Below are 24,063 nucleotides of genomic sequence, written 5' to 3'. Positions count from 1 at the left end.
GCAGCTCGAGGCCCCCATGCATTACCAGAACATCCTTTTCGACCTCGACGGTACGCTGACCGACCCGCGTCTGGGCATCACCCGCTCGATCCAGTTCGCACTGGCAAAACTGGGTATCGACGAGCCGGATATCACCAGACTGGAACACTTCATCGGCCCACCGTTGTTGCAGGCGTTCATGCAGTTTTACGACATGGACGAAGCCCGCGCGTGGGAAGCCGTCGGCTTCTACCGCGAGCGCTTCCGTGTGACCGGACTGTATGAAAACGAAGTGTTCGACGGCATTGCCGAGCTGCTGGAAACCCTGGGCGGGCAGGGCAGGCGTCTGTATATCGCCACGTCCAAGCCGTGGGAGTTCGCCCGGGAAATCGCCCGGCACTTCGATTTCGCCAGACACTTCATCGTGATCTACGGCAGCGAACTGGACGGCACCCGCACCGACAAGGTCGAACTCATCGCCCACCTGCTCGCCGAAGAAAAGCTCGACCCGGCGCACACCCTGATGATCGGCGACCGCAAACACGACCTGATCGGCGGCATCCGCAACGGGCTGGACGTTGCTGCGGTGGGCTACGGGTTTGGCAGCCATGAAGAACTCACGGCGGAAAACCCGACGTATCACTTTGCGACCGTGGCCGAGTTGCATGAGGCCTTTGTGGGCAGATAAACAAAATGTAAGCGTGCCTGGGTTGACGCTCTCACTATCTGCTCTACACTCTGCTTTGTAGCTACATTGTTGCTACAGAACTTGAAGGTGACGCCATGGCAACAGTATTGAAAAACACCGACGTCCGGTGCCGTATCGATGTGGACTTGAAAGAGCGTGCCACAGCGATACTGGACGCTTGTGGGCTGAGCGTAAGCGAGGCGATGCGCCTTTTCTTTCGCCAGGTCGTCGAGGTAGAAGGGCTCCCCTTCGAGGTTCGTGTGCCGTCGGCACGGACCGCAAAAGCGTTGCAAGAGGCTCGCGAAATTCGCCAGCAGTACGAGTCCATGGATGAGATGTTGAGTGACCTGAATGGCGAAACCTCTGAAAAAACCCAACCCAAAGCGCGCAGAAAGGCCTAAGCGTTGCGCTTACACAAACACATTCAACAAAGCCTGGGATCGATACAAACGAGCCGGCATACGCGACATGGCGGCAGCCTCGGACGTTATGGCAATGATATTCCAAGGCAAGACATTGCCAGCGCACTATCAGGATCATGAACTGACGGGCAATTGGGACGGGGCCAGGGAATGCCACATTGGCGGAGATTTCCTGCTGGTTTATCAGCTATCCGCAGACTTGGTCACGTTTGTGGATCTCGGCAGCCATTCCGAGCTGTTTGGCTGAATGTCCAGAGACGAAAAGGTGACTGGAGTCATGCGCTCGGCTCACTGAACTCTCAGTCTGTGCCATTTGTGACGCGGAGCGTCACGGGAGGCATGCCCACGCGGAGCGATGGGCACGATCATTCCTCCATGAGGCCTTGTGCACAACGATGAGCGCGGAGCATGGGCATGATCAGTGTGCTTGAGACCATGCTCGTTCCCACGCTCCAGCGTGGTAACGCCGCTCAGGACGCTCCGCGTCCGGCCGTGATGCGAAGCAGCGCGGCATGGCGCGCTCACGGCATCAATCGCTGCAGAGCCGCCTTGCGTGAATCGGCAGGCAAGCCACCGAGCTTCTCCACTGCATGAAAAAACGCTTTCCAGTCGCCATTCACTTGCTTGAACAACGCTTCGAACGCAGGCACCCACTGGTCATAAAGCCCGAAGGGCAGCAGCTTGGCGTTGTTCATCGGGCTGTTGATCCAGCCATCGAAGCGTTTGTCGCCTCCCCATTGCTCGTCGCGCAGTCGTCGATAGTCACGGCGCATGCGCTCGAACTCGGCCGCCTTGCGGTCGCGCATGACGTCAGGCGTCAACGGCTGGCGATAAAGCGCTTTCAGACGCTCACGCGTATCGAGCACCAGTTGAATGAACTGATCGCGGCGGCCGGACTGCGAAACGCTCTCAGGCGGCAACCCACGTGCCGCACGCCACTGACGCGTGCCTTCCTGCTCGACGAAGCTGGCGTACGATTCGTTGAATTCCGTATCGTCCTTCACATAGAAACGCTGATGCGCCAATTCGTGAAAAATCAGCGTGGCCAGCCTCTCATCGCCCCAGCCCAGCATCGAACTGAGGATCGGGTCGTTGAACCAGCCCAATGTCGAATAGGCTTCTACGCCACTGAGGTACACATCCTTGCCTGCCTGACGCTGCAAGGCTGCTTCACCGCGAGCGCCACCAGGGCTGTAATAGCCGCGATAGGCCACACAACCGGCAATCGGAAAACAGTGGGTCACCGGATCCAGAGAGAACTCATCTGTGGCAAACACGTTCCATACCACATAAGGACGGCCCAGATCGGCATACAGGCGATAGCTCTTGTTGTCCGGCAGGTGCAGGTGTTCGCTGGCGAAGGCTCGGGCCTTTTGCGACTGGGCCAGGTGTGCCCGAAGCGTTGGATTGCGACCGGGATCGGCAATGATCTCGTCCACCGGTTCGCGGGCCTGCAAGAGCTGCCATTGCCCCTGCGCCAACTGACCGTAATAGGCCACGCTGGAACAGCCACTCAGCAACATGACCGCCACTACCGGCAAAGCCTGCCAAAGGCGTAAAACAATGAGTCGTGGCATACACAGCCTTAAAATCGGAACACAGTGCTGTTATGCAGGACAGACAAGACCGACGCAACTATCATCGCCGCCGGTTCAGAAATGGAGCACAGCATGCGCGTCATGACACTGATTCTCGCCCTGACAACCCTTGCAGGTTGCGCCGGTCCATTGCCTGCCGTTGACCCGAACATGGCCTGGGTCGATCTGCGCACGATCACCGGCAAAGTGGTCATGGCCGACAAGCTCGACGGCAAGAACACCTATGACGGTCGCTACTTCCAGGTCACACCCGGCAGCCATTCGCTGCAAGTGCGTTACGACTATGAGTATCGATACGGAAGTCTCGGCCTGATGGGCGACGACTACACCGAAATCACCTGCTTCGTTGAAGTCGACTACGCGCATTTCGCTGCCGGGCAGCGATACGTGCTTGAGGTGAGGTCACTGACCAATGATGTCGATGCGTGGCTGTACGACGCCGAGCGAAAAACGGTCGCGGAAGAGGGGAATGTTCACTGCATCTGATCAGCGATCATTGCGCTGATAAATGATTTTTTTGGTGCCGTTCTCACAGCTGCCCACGACCATGTTCTGGTCCGTGACTTCGTCATTGGTGACGATTTCCAGCGTGTAGGACGTGACATTGTTCGCCTGGATGCGCGCCTCGATTTCGTCCTTGAGTTCATCACAGGACTTCGGGGCCGCCACAGCATTTACAGCCAGCAGGGTACAGGCCACTGCCAAAGCAAAACGTTTCATGCTTGACCCTCTTCCAGAACACATAACCGGCGCAAGGAACACTGTTGTGGGAGGCGGCTTGCCGGCAAATCAATAGCCCATCCAACCTGGCAACGACTGGATCAACGCTATTGTCGGCCAGCCACCTCACACCAAATCTGAACTACCGAATCAGCTCAGCAGGGTAGCGTCGAGCGTGATGTTGGCGTTCAGCACCTTGGACACCGGGCAGCCTTCTTTGGCTTTAGTGGTCAACTCGTTGAACTGCTCCTGAGTCGCGCCTGGCACCTTGGCTTTCAGTATCAGATGCACAGCAGTGATCGCGAAACCGCCTTCCACCTGGTCGAGCGTGACTTCAGCCTGGGTATCGATGCTGTCGGCTGTGAAGCCTGCGTCGCCCAGAATCATCGACAGCGCCATCGAGAAGCAACCCGCATGGGCCGCGCCGATCAGTTCTTCGGGATTGGTACCTTTGCCGCCTTCAAAACGAGCCTTGAAGCCGTATGGATGCTCGCGCAGTGCCGCGGTTTCAGTCGAGATGCTGCCGATACCGGTTTTCAGATCACCAGCCCAGTGTGCCGATGCTTTCTTGACGATGCTCATGGTCGCTCCTTGAAGGAATGGATTGAGTCTTTTGCACGTGACAGGATTCTGAGGATAGACGGCACTGGAAAGTTCAAATCGACTAAAGACCTAGTATTTAAGTAGGTTTTTTCCGCGTCATCTATTGAAACACCAGGCTTGTGCCCGCACTGTTGTTTCATCGTGGGCAGCTCCTTGAGCCGACCCAACACAATTCGAGGAGCTACCCTGGCCTATGAAACGTCTGGCAGATGTAAAGATTTCCACCCTTGATCTGGTGCCCGTGCGCCACGATAAAGGCCCCGCCGACTCTCTGCGCAACTCGCTGAATCTGGCGCAACACGTCGAAAAACTGGGCTATAACCGCTTCTGGGTCGCCGAACACCACAACATGGACGGCATCGCCAGTTCGGCAACGTCGGTGCTGCTGGCGTATCTGGCAGGCGGTACTTCGACCATACGCGTCGGCGCAGGCGGTATCATGCTGCCCAACCATGCGCCACTGGTGGTGGCCGAGCAGTTCGGCACCCTGGCGAGCCTGTATCCGGACCGCATCGATCTGGGCCTGGGCCGTGCGCCCGGTTCCGATCAGATGACCGCCCGCGCGCTGCGCCGCGAACGTTCCGGCAGTGCCGATGACTTCCCTGATGACGTGACCGAACTGATGGAGTACCTGGGACCGCGTACACCTGATCAAAAAGTGATCGCCGTTCCAGGCTCAGGCACCAACGTACCGATCTGGCTGCTGGGCTCAAGTCTGTTCAGCGCTCAGCTGGCAGGGATGCGCGGCTTGCCTTACGCCTTCGCCTCGCACTTCGCGCCGCGCTACATGCACGAAGCGATTCGCGTCTATCGCAATCACTTCCAGCCTTCTGCGGTGCTCGACAAGCCTTACGTGATGCTGGGCGTGCCGCTGTCGGCCGCAGAGACGGACGAGAAGGCCGAATACCTGGCGACGTCGGTGTACCAGCGTATTCTGGCGCTGATGCGTGGTCACAGCCTGATGCAGCGTCCACCGGTGGAGTCCATGGACGGCCTGTGGCTGCCGCACGAACGTGAAGCGGTGGCGAGCTTTCTGGGGCTGGCGATGGTCGGCGGCCCGGACAAGATCCGCGCCAAACTGGACGTGCTGCTGGAGCAGACCGATGCCGATGAGCTGATCTTTACCTGCGACATGTACGAGCACGAAGACCGTCTGCGGTCCTACGAGATCCTGGCTCAGGTCGCACACGGCTAAACGCTTGATGCACAGACACGAAAAAGCCCGCACCATTCGCTGAATCACTGTTCAGCGTAGGGTGCGGGCTTTTTTTTACAGCTTGAACACGGGGTCTGGCACGGGCTGGACTTACATCGAGCCGGCCTGACTATCAACCGCGCTTATAAACGATTTCCTTGGCGCCACCTTCGCAGGTGCCTACCACTTGCAGATCAGCAGCACTGCCTTTCTCGACCACTTCAAGCGTGTAGGAAGAAACACCCTTGGCCTGAAGCTTGGCGTCGATTTCGCTTTTCAGCTCTTCACATGGCTTGCCTGCCGCCAGGGCGGTGCCCGCGATGCTCAACAAACCTACTGCCAACAAAATCTTCTTCATGGGTATCCCCTTTCGTCCGGCCAAATGCAGACGCCATCGGAACAGGCGCCCATTGAACATACCTACGCCCACCTGTAAGCCATGATGGCTCATGTCAGTGTGTAGCGCAGGTTATGGCAATCGGCCAGCCGAAAGGTTCAAGGACGATCAGCTGCGTTCGATGCGAAAGCCCACTTTCAGAGTGACCTGATAGTGGCCAACCTTGTTGTTGTCCACGATGTGGCCGCGGGTTTCGGTCACTTCGAACCATTCAAGGTTCTTGATGCTTTTGCTGGCTTCGGCCAAAGCGTTCTGGATAGCGTCTTCAACGGTGGTGGTGGACGATCCGACGATTTCGACTTTCTTGTACGTGTGATGATCACTCATGGCAGTTCTCCTGAAGGTCTTTGAACACGTCGTTAAAACCAACGCTCCAGACTTCTGTCAGGAAAAAGCGGGTAAAAGTTCAGACTTTGCAAAATGGCATCGCACTTTCCAATGAGCCCGCAGTCGGAATCATCACACGCCCACTCACCATTGCAGGAGAAACACCATGGCTAGTACTTCACTTCGCAAGGCCTCGTTGCAGAGTATGGAAGCGGAGATCGAGAGTCTCTTGAAGTCGCTCGAGGGCCTGAAAGCCGATGCTTCCGACGAGTCGCGCAAAACCCTGAAAAACCTCAAGGCCAATGCTGAAAGTGCTCTGAGCCATTCGCGCAGCCTGCTCAGCGATGTCTACGAAGACGTCAAAGAGAAGACCCGTGAAAATGCGCTGGCCACTCGTGACTACGCTCAGGAACACCCTTGGACCACCGCAGGCGTTGCTGTGGGTGCCCTCGGCCTGCTGGCAGCCTACCTGCTGTGCAAGCGCGGCAACTGATCAGTTTCTGATCGGGTCTCCAGACCGCAGCAGCTCATTTTTCAACCACTGAGCCAATTGCTGCGCACGGCCATCGGCCACACGTCTGGGCACCCATAACGCCAGTTGCGCCGGGGTTTCGCTGAAACCCCATGGCGCAACCAGGCGTCCGGCCCTGAGGTCATCGACCACCAGCGGCTCGGGCGCAATCGCGATCCCAAGGCCTGCCACGGCCGCCTCCAGCAAATAATACAAATGCTCGAAACCCTGTCCGAACCGCAATGACTGCGGGTCGATGCCGTTGTGTTGCGCCCAGCTTGGCCATGCCTGCGGCCGCGAGGTGGTCTGCAGCAGGGATTCGTCCAGCAGCGCTTCGGCGGGCGCATTGCACAGGCTGTCGAAGCGCGCAAAACGCGGGCTCAGTACCGGCCCTATTCGTTCGCTGGCCAGCTCGAAGACCTGCATGTCGGCAGGCCAGGGCGGTTCGGCGAACACCAGCAGGGCATCCAGACCGGGACGGCGCGGGTCCAGATCGCCTTCGCCTGCCGACAGGTGAAGGCGCAGATCCGGCAGCTCCGCATTCAAACGACTCAGGCGCGGAATGAACCAGCGCGCCAGCAGGCTCCCGGAACATCCAAGCACGAACGGCGCATCGGCGCTGCCCTGGCTCAGCTCGGCACAGACACTGCGCAGCCGGTCGAACGCTTCACCACTGGCGTCACGCAGCCGGATACCCGCATCTGTGAGTTTCAGGCCGCGTCCATCCTTACTGAACAGATTGACGCCCAAGTGCTCTTCAAGAAGCTTCAACTGACGGCTGACGGCACCGTGCGTAACGTGCAATTGCTCGGCAGCCTGACTGACACTGCCCAGCCGAGCCGTGCTTTCAAAGGCACGCAAGGCGTTCAACGGGGGAAGATCGCGGCTCATGATCTGTGAGTTTTCCTGACAGGTTGTGGTGATCTTATCGGTTTTCATCCGGGCGTGCGCTGGTTAAAGTGGACTCATTGCCAGACCGGCTCATCTTATTCGTTCGATATACCCACTGGAGCACTTCATGACCCAGACCAATTTGCGCAACGGCCCTGACGCCAACGGCCTGTTCGGCTCGTTCGGCGGCCGCTACGTCGCTGAAACCCTGATGCCGCTGGTTCTCGACCTGAACCGCGAGTATGAAGCTGCCAAGTCCGACCCTGAATTCATCAAAGAGATGGCGTACTTCCAGCGCGATTATGTGGGCCGTCCGAACCCGCTGTATTTCGCCGAGCGCCTGACCGAGTTCTGCGGTGGCGCGAAGATCTACTTCAAGCGCGAAGAGCTGAATCACACCGGCGCGCACAAGATCAACAACTGCATCGGCCAGGTGCTGCTGGCCAAGCGCATGGGCAAGAAGCGCCTGATCGCTGAAACCGGCGCCGGCATGCACGGTGTTGCCACGGCGACCGTGGCTGCACGTTTCGGTCTGCCTTGCGTGATCTACATGGGTGCGACCGACATCGAGCGCCAGCAGGCCAACGTATTCCGCATGCGGCTGCTGGGTGCCGAGATCGTTCCGGTCACTTCCGGCACCGGCACCCTGAAAGACGCCATGAACGAAGCCCTGCGTGACTGGGTAACCAACGTCGACGACACCTTCTACCTGATCGGTACTGTGGCAGGACCACACCCGTACCCGGCGATGGTGCGTGATTTCCAGGCCATCATCGGCAAGGAAACCAAAGAGCAGATGCTGGAGAAGGAAGGGCGCCTGCCCGACAGTCTGGTCGCCTGCGTCGGCGGCGGTTCCAACGCGATGGGCCTGTTCCATCCGTTCCTGGATGACGCCAGCGTAGAAATCATCGGCGTGGAAGCGGGCGGTCATGGCGTCGAGACCGACAAGCATGCGGCCAGCCTCAACGGTGGTGTACCGGGCGTGCTGCACGGTAACCGCACCTACCTGCTGCAGGACAAGGATGGGCAGATCACTGACGCCCACTCCATTTCCGCAGGTCTGGACTACCCGGGTATCGGTCCCGAGCACGCTTTCCTGCACGAAGTGAAGCGCGTCGAATACGTCAGCATCACCGATGAGGAAGCCCTGGACGCTTTCCATCAGTGCTGCCTGCTCGAAGGCATCATCCCGGCACTGGAAACTGCTCACGCCCTGGCTGAAGCCATGAAGCGCGCCACCAACCTGCGCGACGACCACCTGATGGTTGTGTGCCTGTCCGGACGCGGCGACAAAGATATGCAGACCGTCATGAGCCACATGGCCGCTGCCGAAAAGACTCAGGAGATGCTGGTATGAGCCGCCTTGAACAACGTTTTGCCCAGCTGAAAACCGAAGGTCGTGCTGCACTGGTCACCTTCGTCACTGCGGGCGATCCCGGCTATGACACCTCGCTGAAAGTCCTGAAAGGCCTGCCGGCTGCCGGTGCCGACGTGATCGAACTGGGCATGCCGTTCACCGACCCGATGGCCGACGGCGTTGCCATTCAGCTGGCGACCCTGCGTGCGCTGGATGCAGGTCAGACGCTGCCGAAAACCCTGCAGATGGTTCGTGAGTTTCGTGTCGACGACCAGACCACGCCTATCGTGCTGATGGGTTACTACAACCCGATCCACCGTTTTGGCGTCGAAGCGTTTGTGGCTGAAGCCAAGGAAGCAGGCGTAGACGGTCTGATCATCGTCGACCTGCCGCCTGAGCACGACGCCGAGCTGGCAACGCCCGCACAGGCGTCGGGCATCGACTTCATTCGCCTGACCACGCCGACCACCGACGATGCGCGCCTGCCACGCGTGCTGGAACGCAGCTCCGGCTTCGTTTACTACGTGTCGGTTGCAGGTGTGACAGGTGCAGGTTCGGCGACCACTGAACACGTGACCGAGGCCATCGCACGCCTGCGTCGCCATACCGATCTGCCGATCAGCGTCGGGTTTGGTATTCGTACCCCTGAACAGGCAGCGGCCATTGCGCGTCTGGCCGATGGCGTGGTGGTGGGTTCGGCACTGGTCGACCAGATTGCCAACGCAGGATCGCCGGAGCAGGCCGTCGATGGCGTACTGACCTTGTGCGCTGCACTGGCCGAGGGCGTACGTAACGCCCGCGTCAGCTGAGGGTAAAGTTTCTGGTACAGAGGAATCAAAGCGCCAGCAGCGGTTCTATGATGCAGTAAGACACGAGGGGTTCATGACCAGGTCATGAACCCCTTTTTGCTGCATCGCGTGGAGCCGAGGAATATCCCATGAAACTGCCAAACCGCATCATCACAGGCTTGGGCATCCTGATGATCAGCGCCAGTCCGCTGATCCAGGCCGCGCCGCCCGATCAGCGTGGCAACGGCCCGGACGACAACCGTGGCGATCACCAGCAGGGCCCGCGCGACAACGACGGCCCCGGCAATCGCGGCAACGGCAAAGGTCCGGGCCCAGCCCATCAGGACAATCGCCGTGGCCCGCCTCAGGACTTCGGGCCGGTGCGAGAAACCTTCCAGCAACACCGTGACGTCATCGGCCGTGGTGAACCGTTGCCGCCGGGTATTCATATCGCCAAAGGCCGACCATTGCCGCCAGGTTACGGCAAACGACTGGACCGTCGCTCGCTGCAATACCTGCCGCATTACGAGGGATATGAGTGGCGGCGCCTGGGCACCGATGTCGTGCTGATCGCCGTCGGCACAGGGATTGTTTATGCGATTCTGGATGGCGTGCTGAATTGATTATCGCCTTGCCGGATTGCTGCTCAGAATAAGTCGGCCATCGACAAGCCCTGCGCAAACCTGCTGAAAATCGCGGTTTTTGTGGGAGGTACCACCACGTCTTCGACGTAGCGCTGTCGCGCATCAAACACCGGACCGTGGGAGGCGGCTTGCCGGCGATTCGGTTTTTCAGGCGCCATCTCAGCGACTGACATGCCGCCATCGCGGGCAAGCCCCCTCCCACAGTTTGGTGTTTGCTGCCCGACCGCGGGGTGTCGGAAACGCAGAGACTTTAAGCCGTCCTCTGATGCAACCCGGCCAGAAACGCCATCAGAGCACCTGACACAAACTCCGGGTTTTCCAGATTGGCGATATGCCCGGCCTCGGGCACCAGCACATAAGGGCAGCCAATCAGGCGAGCCATCTCGCGGGTTTCCGTTGGCGGCCTTGGAATATCGGCGTCGCCGCACATGATCAAGGTGGTGTCGGCATCCAGCTGATGCAGAAGCCCAAGCCGATCCTCGCGTCCGAAAATGATGCGACCGACCGGCACAACAGTCTGGCGCAATTGTTCGGAGCTCATGCTCGCCAGCGCCGTTCGCAGTCTCTGGCAGACAGGTGACTGCGGGTCGATGCCGGGACGGAAGAAGATCGGCACCACCACGTCCAGCAACTGTTCGGAAAATCCACCTGCGGCTTCCACCTTGTCGAGCAGAGAGAAATAGTAGGCTTTCATGGCCTCTGATTCATTGCCCAGATAGGTGTCCATCAGCACCAGCCCGTTGATACGTTCAGGCGCGGAAAGCGCAGCGATTGCGCCCCACATGCCTCCGACCGACAGGCCGATGATGGTGCAACGTCTGATGTTCAAGTGGTCGAGCAACGCCAGCGCGTGGCGGGCGAAATCGCTCAGGTTCCGGGTTTCGTCAGGAAACGCACCGGATTCACCATGCCCCCAAAGGTCCGGCACGATCACACGATAATGGCTGGCAAGAAGGTCAATCTGCGCGCTCCACATGTTCCGGTCCCAGAGATAGCTGTGCCCGAGTAAAAGAACCGGCCCGCTGCCTTGGTCAGAATAGTGAAGCTTCTTGCCTTCGATGATTAGATCCGGCATCTCTCATGATCCTCTGTCTTGGTCTCTAAGCATTCAGTGCAAGCCCGAAAACGCGAGCTGCGACTGCATCTGATGCCTGATATTCAGGCAAATGAATGATCACTTTTCGCTGATCTGCACTTCAACGGACCAATCGGTCACGTTTTTGGCGGGGCAATGTTACACCGCTGATTTTGCCTGTCGTTCGACATAGCATCATGCGGAGGAGGCTGGGTGAGGCTTGTCAGTCTTAGAAGCCACTCCCTGAATACCCGACATGAGGTCCTCCCTGACCTGGAAATAATCCGATCACACTGCAATGGACGGTAATGGTCTGCCCGCTAGGGAAACACCGCTCAGCGTCTGTTCACTGGCCAACCAATCGACGAACTGCTGGACGATCTGCACGCGGCGTTTACGCTGGGGCAGCACCACGTAATACCCGTAACCGGAAACCGCCGAAGCCGCGATAGGGCGGCACAGAAGGCCTTGCTCGAGCAGATCATCGACCAGATGCCGCCAGCCGATGGCCACGCCCTGACCGCCAATCGCGGCCTGGATCAACAGCGTGTAATTGTCGAAACGCAATTGTCCGGGTGCCGGTGACTGAGGAATGTCCAGCGCCCGAAATACGCCGCCCCAGTCGAACCAGTTGTTGTTGCTTTCACCGCGCAAGTGCAGCAATGGAAACTCACGCAAGACATCGTTGGGCAACGGCAGTGTTCGCCCCGCAGTCAGTTGCGGACTGCACACAGGGAACACCTCTTCGCTGAACAGCCAATGGCTTTCGCCCTGCTTGAAGCGCCCATCACCAAACAACACCGCGACGTCGATATCCGGGCGCAGCATGCTGTGAGTGCGCTCGCTGGTCACCAGGCTGACGTCCACATCCGGGTTGAGCTTGTGAAAACGGTGCAGCCGGGGCATCAGCCAGTAGGAAGCAAAGGCAAAATCCGTGGCGACCTGAAGCACCTCATGCTGGCGCTGGTCGGTGATCGCCACCAGACCGCTCTCGATGGACTGCAGGCCGGTCTGCACATGACTGAACAGGACCTCGCCCGCTTCGGTCAGCTCGATACCCCGGTAGATGCGGTCGAACAGCCGCGTTGCCAACTGCTCCTCAAGCCGCTTGATCTGCTGGCTGACGGCGGGCTGCGTGGTGCCCAGTTCGATGGCCGCTGCCGTGAAGCTGCGCAAGCGGGCAGCCGCCTCGAACGAGCGCAACAGATCCAGTGACAGCTCACCGAGGGATTCATACATAAGCGCAGCTTATCCTAGGTATTTCTTCATATGGGCTTTACCACAGCTACTATGGCCTTCATTCTCGATATCAGCACTTTCGCATAACTGTTCACTATGGGATGCCGCGATTACATGAAGCGCAAAAATATTCTGTTCATCATGGCCGATCAAATGGCCGCGCCAATGTTGCCGTTCTACGCCCCCTCTCCGATTCTGATGCCGAACCTGTCCCGCCTTGCCGCTCAAGGCGTTGTGTTCGATTCGGCGTATTGCAACAGCCCGCTGTGCGCACCCTCGCGGTTCACGCTGGTCAGCGGTCAGTTACCCAGCAAGATCGGTGCGTACGACAACGCCGCCGACTTTCCGGCGGACATTCCGACCTACGCTCACTACCTGCGTGCCGAGGGCTACAAGACTGCACTGGCCGGCAAGATGCATTTCTGCGGCCCTGACCAGTTGCACGGCTACGAAGAGCGCCTGACCAGCGACATCTACCCGGCAGATTACGGCTGGTCCGTAAACTGGGACGAGCCGGACGTACGCCCGAGCTGGTACCACAACATGTCGTCAGTGCTGCAGGCAGGGCCATGCGTGCGCACCAATCAGCTGGATTTCGATGAGGAAGTGGTCTTCAAGGCCCAGCAGTACCTGTACGACCATGTTCGCGAAGACGGTAATGCGCCGTTTTGCCTGACGGTCTCGATGACTCACCCCCACGATCCGTACACCATCACCCGACCGTTCTGGGACCTTTACGACGACGTCGAGATCCCGATGCCGCCCCTGCACGCCAACCAGAACGCGCTGGACCCGCACTCGCAACGTCTGCTCAAGGTCTACGATTTGTGGGACAAGCCCATGCCGACGCACAAGATTCGTGATGCGCGGCGTGCGTACTTCGGCGCCTGCAGCTACATCGATCTGAACGTCGGAAAACTGATGCAGACGCTGTCTGAAGTCGGGCTGGCCGAAGACACCATCGTCGTGTTCTCCGGCGATCACGGCGACATGCTGGGCGAGAAGGGCCTCTGGTACAAAATGCACTGGTTCGAGATGGCCGCACGTGTGCCGCTGGTGGTTTACGCGCCGGGCCAGTTCAAACCGCGTCGCGTGAAGGCCTCAGTGTCCACCGCCGACCTGTTGCCGACCTTTGTCGATATGGCCAATGGCAAGCTGGACAAAGGCCTGCCGCTGGACGGCCGCTCCCTGATGCCGCATCTGAAAGGCAAGGCCGGTCACGATGAAGTCTTTGGCGAGTACATGGCCGAAGGCACGACGAGCCCGCTGATGATGATCCGCCGCGGAGCCTACAAATTCATTTATTCGGAGCAGGATCCCTGCCTGCTGTTCGATGTGAAGAACGATCCGAAGGAACTGGAGGACCTGAGCCAGTCACCCGACTATCAACAACTGTTCAACGACTTCCTGGCCGAGGCTCGGGCCAAATGGGACATACCGGCGATACACCATGAGGTGCTCGCCAGCCAGCGCAGACGGCGCTTCGTCGCCAAATCGCTGGCAACCGGCAAGCTGAAGAGTTGGGATCACCAGCCACTGGTCGACGCCAGTCAGCAATACATGCGCAACCACATTGATCTGGACGATCTGGAGCGCAAGGCACGTTATCCACAACCCTGACACTGCCCACACCAAAAAAACCAAAAGGGGTAAACCGAATGAGAAAGCTATTCACCGCAGTGGCGGTCAGTGTCATGACGTTGGGCAGTGTCGCGGCTCACGCTGCGGAGACGAGTTGCAGCACGGTCCGAATGGCCGATCCGGGCTGGAGCGACATCGCAGCCACCAACGCAATCACCAGCGTTGTGCTCGAAGGCCTCGGTTACAAGACCAAGATCGACACCCTGGCGGTGCCGATTGCCTACGGTGGCCTGAAAGACGGGCAGCTGGATGTGTTTCTGGGCAACTGGATGCCGGCGCAGCAGGGCTTCTACGACAAATTTGTAGCCACCGGTGACGTCACGCAACTGGCGAAAAACCTGGAAGGCACCGAATTCACCCTGGCCGTACCTGACTACGTCTGGGACGCGGGCGTGCACACCTTTGCCGACCTGAACACATTCGCCGACAAGTTCAGCAAAAAGATTTACGGCATCGGCTCCGGCGCGCCCGCCAACCTGTCGTTGCAGGAAATCATCAAGAAGAACGAATTCGATCTGGGGGGCTGGAAGCTGGTGGAATCCAGCGAGCAGGCAATGCTGGCCGAGGTCAATCGCAACGTGAAGCGCAAGTCCTTCGTGGTGTTTCTGGGCTGGACGCCACACCCGATGAACGTGCAGATCAAGGGCATGCATTACCTCAAGGGCGGCGAGAAATACTTCGGTGACACCGGCTCGGTCTTCACCCTGACCCGCAAAGGCTACGCCGAAGCCTGCCCGAATGTGGGCAAGCTGCTGACCAACCTGAGCTTCACGCTGGACATGGAAAACTCCATCATGGCCGATGTGGTGAACAAGAAAGTCAGCAATAACCAAGCCGCCAAGGCGTGGATGAAGGCCAACCCGGCGGTGCTGGAGAAATGGCTGGATGGGGTGAAAACCATCGACGACAAGGAAGCACTGGCGGCGGTGAAGGCGAAGCTTTAAGCAGGCTTTTTCGCTGAGCCACAAGGCGGGCAGCGACAGATTAAGTTTTTCTCACGTTTCTTCAGCGCGTACGGGTACGTGCTAAATACGGTCGTCGCTGTACTCCATGGACACTCATGGGCCGTACGGCACCTACCGGCTGAACTGGAGAATACTGATGAATAAATTACTGATTTCGCTGCCGCTGGCTTTGGTCCTGATCACGACTTTTGCCTCGGCAGCGGGCTGGCCGCCAGAGACCGGGGCCAAAGTGGTGGGCAACGCACTGGAGGTTCCGACCAAGCTGGAAGCGACCGACGTTTCGCTGGAGAAGATGCTCAATGACGGCGCCCACGTGGTCTCTTCCTACGTAGCACAGGACGGCCCGGTGGTGACGGTGCTCAACAAGAAACACTATGCCATCTGCATGCTCAAAGGTGCCGGCATGGGCTCGGACCAGAACGTCGCGACGTCGAAATGTTATGTGATGAATTAGGTTGTGGCAGCGTTGCACGCTGCCTCCGCTTGATTCATGAGAGGGCAGGCTTTCGGTCTGTGCGTATGTTCATGGCACGGCACTGCCTCGTAGCAAACACCGGACCGTGGGAGGCGGCTTGCCGGCGATGCAGTCGACGCGGTTTGTCAGGAGAACCGCGTAGTCGTTCATCGCCGGCAAGCCTCCTCCCACAGGCTCCGCGCTCATGCATTGCAAACGAGCAGAAGATGGGCACAACCGGGTCCAGCCACAGACGTGTAATCTGACGGCAACCCACCAATCACGAGGGACCGATGCGCTGGCTCAACCGCCATAAATTCCTGCCTTTTCTGGCCTGGCTTCCTCAGCAGACCCGCGCCAGCGTCGGACGTGATGCGCTGGTGGGGTTGAGCGGTGCCATTCTGGCCCTGCCGCAATCCATCGCCTACGCGCTGATCGCCGGATTGCCTCCCGAGTACGGTCTGTATGCCGCTATCGTTCCGGTGATCATCGCCTGCCTGTGGGGTTCTTCCTGGCACCTGATCTGCGGCCCGACCGCCGCCATCTCCATCGTGCTGTACGCCAGCGTCAGCCCGCTTGCGGTTCCGGCCAGTCAGGATTACATCACCCTGATCCTGTTGCTGACGTTCATTGCCGGGGTCTTCCAGTTGCTGCTCGGCATGGTGCGCTTTGGCGCGCTGGTGAATTTCGTCTCGCACTCCGTGGTGATCGGATTCACGCTGGGGGCTGCTATCGTGATCGCGCTGGGGCAGATGCCCAATCTGATGGGCATTGACCTGCCCAGCCAGACCACAGCCCTCGACAGTCTCACAGCGCTGCTGGAACACCGGGGCGAGGTTGACACGGTGTCGCTCGCGCTGGGCCTGATGACCCTCACGCTGGGCATCGTGCTGAAATTGCTGGTGCCGCGCTGGCCCACGCTGTTGATCGCGTTGGTCGCGAGCAGCCTGCTGGTCTGGTTGTGGCCTGCAATGTTCGGCCACGTCAGGCTGGTCAGCGCCTTTGCCGGAAGCCTGTCGCCCTTGGCCCCTTTACCGCTGGATGCCGAATTGATCCTCAAACTGCTGCCGACGGCCGTGGCAGTCGGCATGCTCGGGCTGGTCAACAGCCTTTCGATTGCCCGCTCGCTGTCGACGCGCTCGCAACAGATGCTCAACGCCAACCAGGAAGTTCGGGCACAGGGTCTGTCGAACATGATCGGTCCGCTGTTCTCGGGCTATCTGTCGGCAGGCTCGTTCACCCGTGCGGCACTCAACTACGAAGCCGGGGCCCGCTCGCCACTGGCCGGGGTGTTTTCGGCGTTGTGGGTCGCGTTGTTTGCGGTGGTCGGGGCCTCGGTGATCGCGCACATCCCGATCCCCAGCATGGCGGCGTCCATTCTGTTGATCTGCTGGGGCCTTGTTGATCGTCGCGGCATTGCGGCGCTGTTCCGGGTCAGCCGTTCGGAGTTCTTCGTGATGGCGCTGACCTGTCTGGCCACGTTACTGCTGGAGCTGCAGACCGCGATTTATGCGGGCGTGCTGGCGTCGCTGTTCTTCTACCTCAAGCGCACTTCACAGCCACGCGTGCAGCAGCTGCGTGAAGGCGACGAAGATATCCTGCGCGTCGGCGGCTCGATCTTCTTCGGTGCCAGCCACTACCTGCAAACCCGCCTGCAACGCACCCATGGCCAGCGCGTGGTGATCGAGGCGCAGCAGATCAACTTCATCGATTACTCAGGCGTTGAAATGCTGCATCAGGAAGCGCGTCGACTGAACAGACAGGGCAGGGCGCTGGTCCTGCGCCATGCACGACCTCAGGTAATCGAAGAGCTGCACAAGCTGGAAGGGGCTGATCAATGCCCGATTGTGTTTGAGGATTGAAGTCGATCAGTGTCGGGATCATTACCTGACTCAGCCCGCCAACTGCCGGCGCAACTCAGCCAGCACCGGCGCTGAATCCGGACGGACACCGCGCCATAGCAGAAAGGCTTCGGCAGCCTGTTCGACGAGCATCCCAAGACCATCGACCGACTGCGCAGCGCCCTGCTCAGTGGCCCAGCGGCAGAATGCCGTAGGCTCCTTGCCGTACATCATGTCGTAGCAGAAGGTCTTGCCCGATTCAATCAGGCTGGGCGAGATCGGCGGCAATTCACCGGCAAGGCTGGCGGAGGTGGCGTTGATGATCACGTCCACGGACTCCTGAAGCCAGTCAAAACTGCTGGCAAACACCGGGCCCAGGTCCGCGAATTCCTGAGCCAGTCTTTCGGCTTTTTCCACCGTGCGATTGGCGATTACCAGCGCCAGCGGCTGTTGTGCAAGCAACGGTTCAAGCGCGCCACGGACGGCCCCGCCCGCACCCAGCAACAGAATGCGCTGCCCGCGCAGACTGACGCCGCAATTGATGGTCAGATCGCGTACCAGACCGGCACCGTCGGTGTTGTCACCCAGCACTGAGCCGTCATCCCGCTTGCTCAGCGTGTTGACCGCACCTGCGCGCTGGGCCCGTTCGGTCAGGTCGTCAGCAAGGCGAAAGGCTTCTTCCTTGAACGGCACCGTGACATTGGCGCCACGTCCTTGCAGGAAAAACGCTTGGGCGAACGCAGTGAAATCGTCCAGCGGTGCAAGCGACGCCTGATAATCCAGCGCCTGCCCGGTCTGCTCGGCGAACAGACGATGAATCAGCGGCGACTTGCTGTGGCCGATGGGATTACCGAAGACGACGTACTGATCCATTGAGGTTCCTGTTGATGTATTGCAGCGCTCGATCTGGCAAACGACGTTCAGCCTGCTGAAGAAACGCTATCTGACGTGGGAGGCGGCTTGCCGGCGGAGGCGTCGTGTCAGTCACTGAAGGGGCGCCTGAAGATTGCATCGCCGGCAAGCCGCCTCCCACATTTTCTGTTTGCTGCCAGACACCGCTATGTCAGAGAAAAAGAGGCATGTTCCACAGTCTTTCACTCACTGCACTATGCAATCACTCGTCGGCCAGCCAGTCCCGATCCGTCAGGAAGTATTCGGTCAGGCGAGCTTCTTCGCTGCCCGGCGCGGCTTTCCAGTCGTAGCCCCAGCGCACTTGCGGCGGCAACGACATCAGGATTGACTCGGTACGACCGCCGGATTGCAGACCGAACAGCGTGCCGCGGTCGTACACCAGGTTGAATTCCACATAGCGCCCACGGCGGAATTCCTGAAATTCGCGCTGCTGCACGGTGTAGGCGTTGGCCTTGCGGCGACGTACGATCGGCAGATAGGCGTTGATGAACGCATCGCCAATCGCCCGGATGAACGCAAAGCTGGTGTCGAAATCCCACTGGTTCACATCATCGAAGAACAGACCGCCGATCCCGCGCGGTTCATCGCGGTGCTTGAGGTGGAAGTAGCTGTCGCACCAGGCCTTGTAGCGCGGGTAGACGTCTTCGCCAAACGGCGCACAGGCCCGCTCGGCAACCCGGTGCCAGTGAATGCAGTCTTCTTCGACGCCGTAGTAGGGCGTCAGGTCGAAACCGCCACCGAACCACCAGACCGCCTCTTCGCCTTCTTTCTCGGCGATGAAAAATCGTACGTTGGCGTGGGACGTCGGCACATGCGGATTGTGCGGATGGATGACCAGCGACACCCCCAAGGCCTCGAAACCACGCCCGGCCAGTTCGGGACGATGCGCGCTCGCCGAAGGCGGCAGGTTGCTGCCGAACACGTGGGAGAAATTCACGCCGCCTTTCTCGATGACCGCGCCGTTCTCGATCACCCGCGTACGGCCACCGCCGCCTGCGGGGCGAGTCCAGGCGTCTTCGACGAAGTGCGCGTTGCCATCTTCCTGCTCAAGCGCAGTACAGATGCGATCCTGCAGGTCGAGCAGGTAAGCCTTCACGGCCTCGGTACGGGTACTCATGGCGATCCCTTACGGCTGACTTCAAACGGCTGAGCCCATGGAACACAAGCGGCGCAGGCAAATTGGCGCGTAGCATACCATCGGCGGGCGGGCGTGGCAGTTGACGAGGGTCGGGGGAAGGAGTTGGATAGGCGCTTTGCAGTCAGTTTAATCATCATGGAGAGAACAATGGCAAAGCGTATCCAGTTCAGCACCGTCGGAGGACCCGAGGTACTTGAATACATCGACTTCGAGCCCGAAGCGCTCGGTCCGAAGGAAGTGCTTGTGCGCAACAAGGCCATCGGCCTGAACTTCATTGATACCTACTACCGCAGTGGTCTGTACCCCGCGCCCGAATTGCCATCCGGTCTGGGCACCGAAGGGGCAGGCATGGTCGAGGCCGTGGGCGATGAAGTGACGCGCTTTGCGGTCGGTGACCGGGTTGCCTACGGCACCGGACCGCTCGGCAGTTACAGCGATGTTCATGCGCTGCCTGAAGCCAATCTGGTGAAGCTGCCCGACGCGATCAGCTTCGAACAGGCCGCCGCCGTGATACTCAAGGGACTGACCGTTCAATACCTGCTGCGCCAGACGTATCAGGTCAAGCCGGGCGAGATCATTCTGTTCCATGCTGCCGCTGGCGGCGTGGGCTCGCTGGCCTGCCAGTGGGCCAAGGCGCTGGGCGCAAAACTGATCGGTACGGTCAGCACACCAGAGAAAGCGGCGCACGCCAAAGCGCTGGGCGCCTGGGAAACCATTGATTACAGCCATGAAGACGTTGCCAAACGGGTATTGGAGCTGACCGATGGCCAGAAATGCCCGGTGGTCTACGACGGCGTGGGCAAGGACACCTGGCTGACGTCGCTGGATTGCGTCGCGCCGCGAGGTCTGATGGTGAGCTTCGGCAATGCCTCGGGAGCGGTCTCCGGGGTGAACCTGGGCATCCTCTCGCAGAAAGGCTCGCTCTACGTCACCCGTCCGACGCTGGGAAGCTACGCCAACAACGCGCAAAACCTCCAGACCATGGCCGACGAACTGTTCGACATGCTCGCCAGCGGCAAACTCAAGGTTGGCGAGATCAAGCAGTACGCGCTCGCTGATGCGGCTCAGGCGCACATCGAGCTGTCTGCCCGTCGCACCACGGGATCGACCATTCTGATCCCGTGAAGCGTGCCTCCGTTCGCGCCTGGCTCAGCCTGCGCGAACGACCTGCGCTGTCGCAATATCGCGAATCACGCTGGGGTTTCGGCGGCCGCCCAGGCTGCCGCCGAGCACCAGATCGATCTGGCCACGGAAATACTGCTCAACGCGCAGCCGCGACTTGGCAGCCGGCCGGCCCGCAGGGTTGGCTGATGTCGAGATCAACGGACCGACCAGCGCGCACAGTTCCCGCACCGTCGGGTGATCTGTCACGCGCAGGGCGACGGTCTCATGAATACCAGTGATCCACTCCGGCAACAGATTCTGATGGGGGACCAGCCAGGTGTTCGGCCCGGGCCAGGTGCTGGCCATGCGGTCCAGCCACAGTTCGGGAAAGTCTTCGAACAGAAAGTCGAACTGGCGAATGTTGTCGGCGATCAGAATCAGGCCTTTTTCCACAGGCCGTGACTTGATTGCCAGCAGGCGATAGACCGCCTCTTCGTCCCACGGGTCGCACCCCAGCCCCCAGACAGCTTCGGTCGGGTAGGCGATGACCGCTCCGGCTCGAATATCACGAGCGGCTTGTTGCACACGCCAACTGCTGACCATTGTCATCTCTCCACGAAATCCTGGCGGCAGTTTAACCTCAGGGCGCTCTGGCGAACCATCGTCCGGCTTCACTGCTGATCCGTCCATCGAGTTCCAGCTCGGTGAGTGCCGCCAGCACCTTGGGCAGCGGCCAACCGATCGAGACCGACAAGCCTTCGCTGGTGTGAGGAGCCGCATGCAGCAAATCGAGCAGGGGATGATCGCAAACGAGGAGCGAGGCAGACTCAGCGGTGTCGGGCGCAGTCACATGCCAGTGCTGCAAGCCTTCCAGAATGTGATCGACCGTTTCGACCAGTGTCGCGCCATCCCGAATCAACTGGTGACAGCCTTTGGCACCTGGGTGATGGATCGAGCCCGGAATCGCGTACACCTCGCGCCCATGTTCCGCTGCAAGACGTGCCGTGATCAGCGAACCGCTGGCAACGCTCGCCTCGACCACCAGCACGCCAAGGGACAAGCCGCTGATGATCCGGTTGCGCCTCGGGAAGTTGCTGGGCTGCGGTCCCGCGTCCAGCGGGAACTCGGAAATCACCGCGCCGCCCTGGGCGGCCATCTGCGCGGCGAGGGTCCGATGCTGCTGTGGATAAAGTTTTTCGAGTCCGGTGCCCAGAACGCCGATTGTAAGGCCTCCGACATCCAGCGCGCCCTGATGCGCGGCACCGTCGATACCGCGTGCCAGACCGCTGGTGATCACAAATCCGGCACCGGCCAGGCTTCGGGCGAACGCTGCGGCGGTGTCCAGTCCAGGTCTGGACGCGCGCCGACTGCCGACCATTCCCAACTGCGGGCGATCAAGGATCGAAGGGTCTCCAACAATGAACAGCAGAGGCGGCGGATCAGCGATCTGCGCCAGCAGGGCGGGGTAGCCAGGGTCGTCCCACATCAGTAAATGCTGGCCGGGACGCTCCAGCCAGGCCAAAGCAGCGCTTGCACCATCGCGTACCGACGGGTCGCGGCGAGCCTCCGCGCTGGCGGTAGGAAGACCCAGTGCACGCCATGCGCTGGCCGGTGCAGCGAGTGCCGCTGAAGCACTGCCGAAGGCATCAATGAGGCGGGAGAAGCGTTTCAGCCCGACCTCTGGCAAGCGATGCAGGCGAAGACGCGCTTCCAGTTCCGAAGGAGACGGAACGGCTTTTTCGAACAGCGGCATGAGATCGTCCTTGATCAATTGTGCACCTCAAGCAGTGCACAAACCTGTGGATAACTCTGTTGACAACAATTTGATAAGTGAGCGCCTCTCAGGAAAATTCCGTATCAAAACTGCAACATGGCGCTATGGGTTACGGACCTTGTCCATAATGGCCAAAGATCGGTTCGCGTGCAGGACCAAGGCGTAACTAAGCTTGTCGTAGGTGCGGAACACCATCAGCAGCCCCGACCGCTCGTCCGGGATTTTCACCGACTCGCCGGTTACCCGGTCACGCACTCTTTCGCCGGTCTTGTAGATCGCCAGCACGTTGCCTTCGGTCAGACCGTCGCGCCGCCCTCGGTTCAGCGTGACCACGTCCATGACACCAATCTGGGTCACGCCGCGAGGCACATCCAGAATCAATCCTTCGACCTGCGTTTGCGGCGCGCTGGGCATGAAAGTCGAGTTGATCGCCCGTTCTTCGCTGGCAAACAGACGGTCACCCAGCCTCACTTCCTGCGTTGAACGCTGAAGCATCAGGGTGGAGACATCGCCCTCGGTGGCCACGACTTCGCCGCCGCCGATGTCGTCGGCGTTGATGCCCAGCACCTCGTCAGTGTCCGGGTCGGTATAGACCTTGCCCTGACGGAAAATGCCGTAAACGGTATGGGCCGGATCCAGCGTGCCGCGTGCGTAAACCCGGTCGCCACTGCCGCTGAGCACGCGCTCGGCATTACCGGCAACGATATAAGGGGCCTGCTGGAATTGCTCGGCGTTATCGACGATACGGTTGCTGATCAGAAAAGCATTGATGGCACCCAGCGGGATGCTGGGGATCGCTTCGACCACCGGCGTGCTGCGCACACGCGGTGACAATTTGATCGTGCCGCGGGATTCGCCCCGGTTCAGAGTCACGCGCGGCTGACCATCGACGTAGGAGAGCGACAGCGTGTCGCCCGGATAGATCAGATCGGGATCACGCACCTGCGGGTTGGCGCGCCAGATCTCGCGCCATTTCCACGGTTCACGCAAAAATTTGCCGGAGATATCCCAGAGCGTATCGCCTGCGGCGACGGTATAACTCTGCGGATGGCCTTCCCTGAGCTGCACCTGCGCCTGGACAAGACCGCTGGCGGTCAACAGCAGCAAGGCGAGTAGTGATTTCCTCATGCGGTGAATCCCTTTATCATGTTGCCTCGCGTGAACAATAGAGTCCCATCATGGGCTGCCCGCTTTGACGTCCGAGCCCGCAGCCGACATTGACTTTACCTTAACAGTGCAGCTCTTACGTATATGGCTATTTTAAACATCCTCGAATTTCCCGATTCGCGCCTGCGCACCATCGCCAAACCTGTGGCGATAGTAGACGACGGCATTCGCCAGTTGGTCGACGACATGTTTGAAACCATGTACGAAGCGCCAGGCATCGGGCTGGCAGCGACCCAGGTCAACGTCCACAAGCGTGTGGTCGTCATGGACCTCAGCGAAGATCGCAGCGAGCCGCGCGTGTTCATCAACCCTGAAATCGAAATGCTGACCGATGAAATGGATCAGTATCAGGAAGGCTGCCTGTCGGTGCCCGGTTTCTACGAGAACGTCGACCGTCCGCAGAAGGTTCGCGTCAAGGCGCTGGGCCGCGATGGCGAGCCTTACGAACTGGTAGCTGAAGGTCTGTTGGCGATCTGCATTCAGCACGAGTGCGATCACCTGAACGGCAAGCTGTTCGTCGACTACCTCTCCAACCTCAAGCGTGACCGGATCAAGAAGAAGCTGGAAAAACAGCACAAGCTCAACGCCTGATCCGTCATCACCCCGAAAAGGCCTGTCGAAGGCCTTTTTCTT

Annotated in this window: 28 protein-coding genes; 15 read left to right on the top strand and 13 right to left on the bottom strand. The window is 59.7% G+C overall.

Annotated features, from left to right (window positions below; genetic code table 11):
* The first annotated feature begins 16 nt into the window (after positions 1 to 16).
* The 3 genes from AO065_RS09980 (at position 17) to AO065_RS09970 (ending at position 1,336) form a co-directional block, all read left to right on the top strand.
* Complete coding sequence (locus AO065_RS09980; protein ID WP_004882503.1) at positions 17 to 667, top strand: HAD family hydrolase; 651 nt, start codon at positions 17 to 19, stop codon at positions 665 to 667.
* Positions 668 to 762: 95 nt separating this feature from the next.
* Positions 763 to 1,068, top strand: a complete 306-nt coding sequence (locus AO065_RS09975) for a type II toxin-antitoxin system RelB/DinJ family antitoxin (RefSeq protein ID WP_004882502.1) — start codon at positions 763 to 765, stop codon at positions 1,066 to 1,068.
* Positions 1,019 to 1,336, top strand: a complete 318-nt coding sequence (locus AO065_RS09970) for a type II toxin-antitoxin system RelE/ParE family toxin (protein ID WP_032651078.1) — start codon at positions 1,019 to 1,021, stop codon at positions 1,334 to 1,336. Before AO065_RS09975 ends, AO065_RS09970 begins: the two co-directional genes overlap by 50 nt.
* A gap of 274 nt (positions 1,337 to 1,610) precedes the next feature.
* Here the strand turns inward: AO065_RS09970 and AO065_RS09965 are convergent, their stop codons facing one another.
* Positions 1,611 to 2,666, bottom strand: coding sequence for an aminopeptidase (locus AO065_RS09965; protein WP_032651071.1), 1,056 nt, complete (start codon positions 2,664 to 2,666; stop codon positions 1,611 to 1,613).
* A gap of 93 nt (positions 2,667 to 2,759) precedes the next feature.
* On the opposite strand from AO065_RS09965, the gene AO065_RS09960 reads away from it, so the two are divergent.
* Positions 2,760 to 3,173 (top strand): PA0061/PA0062 family lipoprotein, encoded by a 414-nt coding sequence (locus AO065_RS09960; RefSeq protein ID WP_004882499.1) that lies wholly within the window; start codon positions 2,760 to 2,762, stop codon positions 3,171 to 3,173.
* Here AO065_RS09960 and AO065_RS09955 read toward each other — a convergent pair whose 3' ends face one another.
* Both AO065_RS09955 and AO065_RS09950 read right to left on the bottom strand, forming a co-directional pair.
* Positions 3,174 to 3,407: a DUF1161 domain-containing protein gene (locus AO065_RS09955; protein WP_004882498.1), complete on the bottom strand. Its 234-nt coding sequence runs from the start codon at positions 3,405 to 3,407 to the stop codon at positions 3,174 to 3,176. It abuts the gene before it with no gap.
* A gap of 150 nt (positions 3,408 to 3,557) precedes the next feature.
* The gene (locus AO065_RS09950; RefSeq protein WP_004882497.1) at positions 3,558 to 3,989 is read right to left on the bottom strand and encodes an OsmC family protein; all 432 of its coding nucleotides are present in this window, start codon (positions 3,987 to 3,989) and stop codon (positions 3,558 to 3,560) included.
* Positions 3,990 to 4,203: 214 nt separating this feature from the next.
* On the opposite strand from AO065_RS09950, the gene AO065_RS09945 reads away from it, so the two are divergent.
* Complete coding sequence (locus AO065_RS09945) at positions 4,204 to 5,205, top strand: LLM class flavin-dependent oxidoreductase (protein WP_004882496.1); 1,002 nt, start codon at positions 4,204 to 4,206, stop codon at positions 5,203 to 5,205.
* 133 nt (positions 5,206 to 5,338) lie between these two features.
* Here AO065_RS09945 and AO065_RS09940 read toward each other — a convergent pair whose 3' ends face one another.
* On the bottom strand, positions 5,339 to 5,563 hold the full coding sequence (locus AO065_RS09940; protein WP_004882495.1) for a DUF1161 domain-containing protein: 225 nt from the start codon (positions 5,561 to 5,563) through the stop codon (positions 5,339 to 5,341).
* Positions 5,564 to 5,710: 147 nt separating this feature from the next.
* Positions 5,711 to 5,929 carry a dodecin gene (locus AO065_RS09935; RefSeq protein ID WP_004882494.1) on the bottom strand — a complete coding sequence of 73 codons (219 nt, stop codon included), beginning with the start codon at positions 5,927 to 5,929 and terminating at the stop codon, positions 5,711 to 5,713.
* A 166-nt stretch (positions 5,930 to 6,095) separates the two neighbouring features.
* Here AO065_RS09935 and AO065_RS09930 point away from each other — a divergent pair, with 166 nt between their 5' ends.
* Positions 6,096 to 6,422 (top strand): ElaB/YgaM/YqjD family protein, encoded by a 327-nt coding sequence (locus AO065_RS09930; protein ID WP_004882493.1) that lies wholly within the window; start codon positions 6,096 to 6,098, stop codon positions 6,420 to 6,422.
* Here AO065_RS09930 and AO065_RS09925 read toward each other — a convergent pair whose 3' ends face one another.
* Positions 6,423 to 7,379: a LysR family transcriptional regulator gene (locus AO065_RS09925; protein WP_004882492.1), complete on the bottom strand. Its 957-nt coding sequence runs from the start codon at positions 7,377 to 7,379 to the stop codon at positions 6,423 to 6,425.
* A gap of 79 nt (positions 7,380 to 7,458) precedes the next feature.
* On the opposite strand from AO065_RS09925, the gene trpB reads away from it, so the two are divergent.
* The 3 genes from trpB (at position 7,459) to AO065_RS09910 (ending at position 10,099) form a co-directional block, all read left to right on the top strand.
* On the top strand, positions 7,459 to 8,688 hold the full coding sequence (trpB, locus tag AO065_RS09920; protein WP_004882491.1) for a tryptophan synthase subunit beta: 1,230 nt from the start codon (positions 7,459 to 7,461) through the stop codon (positions 8,686 to 8,688).
* A complete protein-coding gene (gene trpA / locus AO065_RS09915) occupies positions 8,685 to 9,497 on the top strand; it encodes a tryptophan synthase subunit alpha (protein WP_004882490.1) in 813 nt (270 codons plus the stop codon). Before trpB ends, trpA begins: the two co-directional genes overlap by 4 nt.
* Before the next feature lie 128 nt (positions 9,498 to 9,625).
* On the top strand, positions 9,626 to 10,099 hold the full coding sequence (locus AO065_RS09910; RefSeq protein WP_004882489.1) for an anti-virulence regulator CigR family protein: 474 nt from the start codon (positions 9,626 to 9,628) through the stop codon (positions 10,097 to 10,099).
* A gap of 271 nt (positions 10,100 to 10,370) precedes the next feature.
* Here AO065_RS09910 and AO065_RS09905 read toward each other — a convergent pair whose 3' ends face one another.
* Together AO065_RS09905 and AO065_RS09900 are read right to left on the bottom strand one after the other, a co-directional pair.
* The gene (locus AO065_RS09905; protein ID WP_004882488.1) at positions 10,371 to 11,195 is read right to left on the bottom strand and encodes an alpha/beta fold hydrolase; all 825 of its coding nucleotides are present in this window, start codon (positions 11,193 to 11,195) and stop codon (positions 10,371 to 10,373) included.
* Positions 11,196 to 11,483: 288 nt separating this feature from the next.
* The gene (locus AO065_RS09900) at positions 11,484 to 12,434 is read right to left on the bottom strand and encodes a choline sulfate utilization transcriptional regulator (protein ID WP_004882487.1); all 951 of its coding nucleotides are present in this window, start codon (positions 12,432 to 12,434) and stop codon (positions 11,484 to 11,486) included.
* 114 nt (positions 12,435 to 12,548) lie between these two features.
* Here AO065_RS09900 and betC point away from each other — a divergent pair, with 114 nt between their 5' ends.
* From betC to AO065_RS09880, 4 genes are all read left to right on the top strand, one after another.
* Positions 12,549 to 14,054, top strand: coding sequence for a choline-sulfatase (gene betC / locus AO065_RS09895; RefSeq protein ID WP_004882486.1), 1,506 nt, complete (start codon positions 12,549 to 12,551; stop codon positions 14,052 to 14,054).
* 38 nt (positions 14,055 to 14,092) lie between these two features.
* Entirely contained in the window at positions 14,093 to 15,019 is a 927-nt protein-coding gene (locus AO065_RS09890; RefSeq protein WP_004882485.1) for a choline ABC transporter substrate-binding protein, read from the top strand.
* 157 nt (positions 15,020 to 15,176) lie between these two features.
* A complete protein-coding gene (locus AO065_RS09885) occupies positions 15,177 to 15,494 on the top strand; it encodes a hypothetical protein (protein ID WP_004882484.1) in 318 nt (105 codons plus the stop codon).
* A gap of 293 nt (positions 15,495 to 15,787) precedes the next feature.
* Positions 15,788 to 17,356: a SulP family inorganic anion transporter gene (locus AO065_RS09880; protein ID WP_004882483.1), complete on the top strand. Its 1,569-nt coding sequence runs from the start codon at positions 15,788 to 15,790 to the stop codon at positions 17,354 to 17,356.
* Positions 17,357 to 17,386: 30 nt separating this feature from the next.
* Here AO065_RS09880 and aroE read toward each other — a convergent pair whose 3' ends face one another.
* Together aroE and hemF are read right to left on the bottom strand one after the other, a co-directional pair.
* On the bottom strand, positions 17,387 to 18,208 hold the full coding sequence (aroE, locus tag AO065_RS09875; RefSeq protein ID WP_004882482.1) for a shikimate dehydrogenase: 822 nt from the start codon (positions 18,206 to 18,208) through the stop codon (positions 17,387 to 17,389).
* A 241-nt stretch (positions 18,209 to 18,449) separates the two neighbouring features.
* The gene (gene hemF, locus AO065_RS09870; RefSeq protein ID WP_004882481.1) at positions 18,450 to 19,364 is read right to left on the bottom strand and encodes an oxygen-dependent coproporphyrinogen oxidase; all 915 of its coding nucleotides are present in this window, start codon (positions 19,362 to 19,364) and stop codon (positions 18,450 to 18,452) included.
* Positions 19,365 to 19,532: 168 nt separating this feature from the next.
* Here hemF and AO065_RS09865 point away from each other — a divergent pair, with 168 nt between their 5' ends.
* Positions 19,533 to 20,510, top strand: a complete 978-nt coding sequence (locus tag AO065_RS09865) for an NADPH:quinone reductase (protein WP_004882480.1) — start codon at positions 19,533 to 19,535, stop codon at positions 20,508 to 20,510.
* Between the two features lie 24 nt (positions 20,511 to 20,534).
* On the opposite strand, the gene tsaC is transcribed toward AO065_RS09865, so the two are convergent.
* From tsaC to AO065_RS09850, 3 genes are all read right to left on the bottom strand, one after another.
* On the bottom strand, positions 20,535 to 21,092 hold the full coding sequence (tsaC, locus tag AO065_RS09860; protein ID WP_004882479.1) for an L-threonylcarbamoyladenylate synthase type 1 TsaC: 558 nt from the start codon (positions 21,090 to 21,092) through the stop codon (positions 20,535 to 20,537).
* Between the two features lie 37 nt (positions 21,093 to 21,129).
* Positions 21,130 to 22,242, bottom strand: coding sequence for a DNA-processing protein DprA (gene dprA, locus AO065_RS09855; RefSeq protein WP_004882478.1), 1,113 nt, complete (start codon positions 22,240 to 22,242; stop codon positions 21,130 to 21,132).
* Between the two features lie 123 nt (positions 22,243 to 22,365).
* On the bottom strand, positions 22,366 to 23,391 hold the full coding sequence (locus AO065_RS09850) for a LysM peptidoglycan-binding domain-containing protein (protein ID WP_032651042.1): 1,026 nt from the start codon (positions 23,389 to 23,391) through the stop codon (positions 22,366 to 22,368).
* Between the two features lie 123 nt (positions 23,392 to 23,514).
* Here AO065_RS09850 and def point away from each other — a divergent pair, with 123 nt between their 5' ends.
* On the top strand, positions 23,515 to 24,021 hold the full coding sequence (def, locus tag AO065_RS09845) for a peptide deformylase (protein WP_004882476.1): 507 nt from the start codon (positions 23,515 to 23,517) through the stop codon (positions 24,019 to 24,021).
* Positions 24,022 to 24,063 lie beyond the last annotated feature (42 nt).

This window comes from Pseudomonas viridiflava (assembly GCF_001642795.1).
Taxonomy (GTDB): Bacteria; Pseudomonadota; Gammaproteobacteria; order Pseudomonadales; family Pseudomonadaceae; genus Aquipseudomonas; species Aquipseudomonas viridiflava.
Note: the sequence above shows the minus strand (reverse complement) of the source record. Positions and strands in the feature narration are given on the sequence as shown.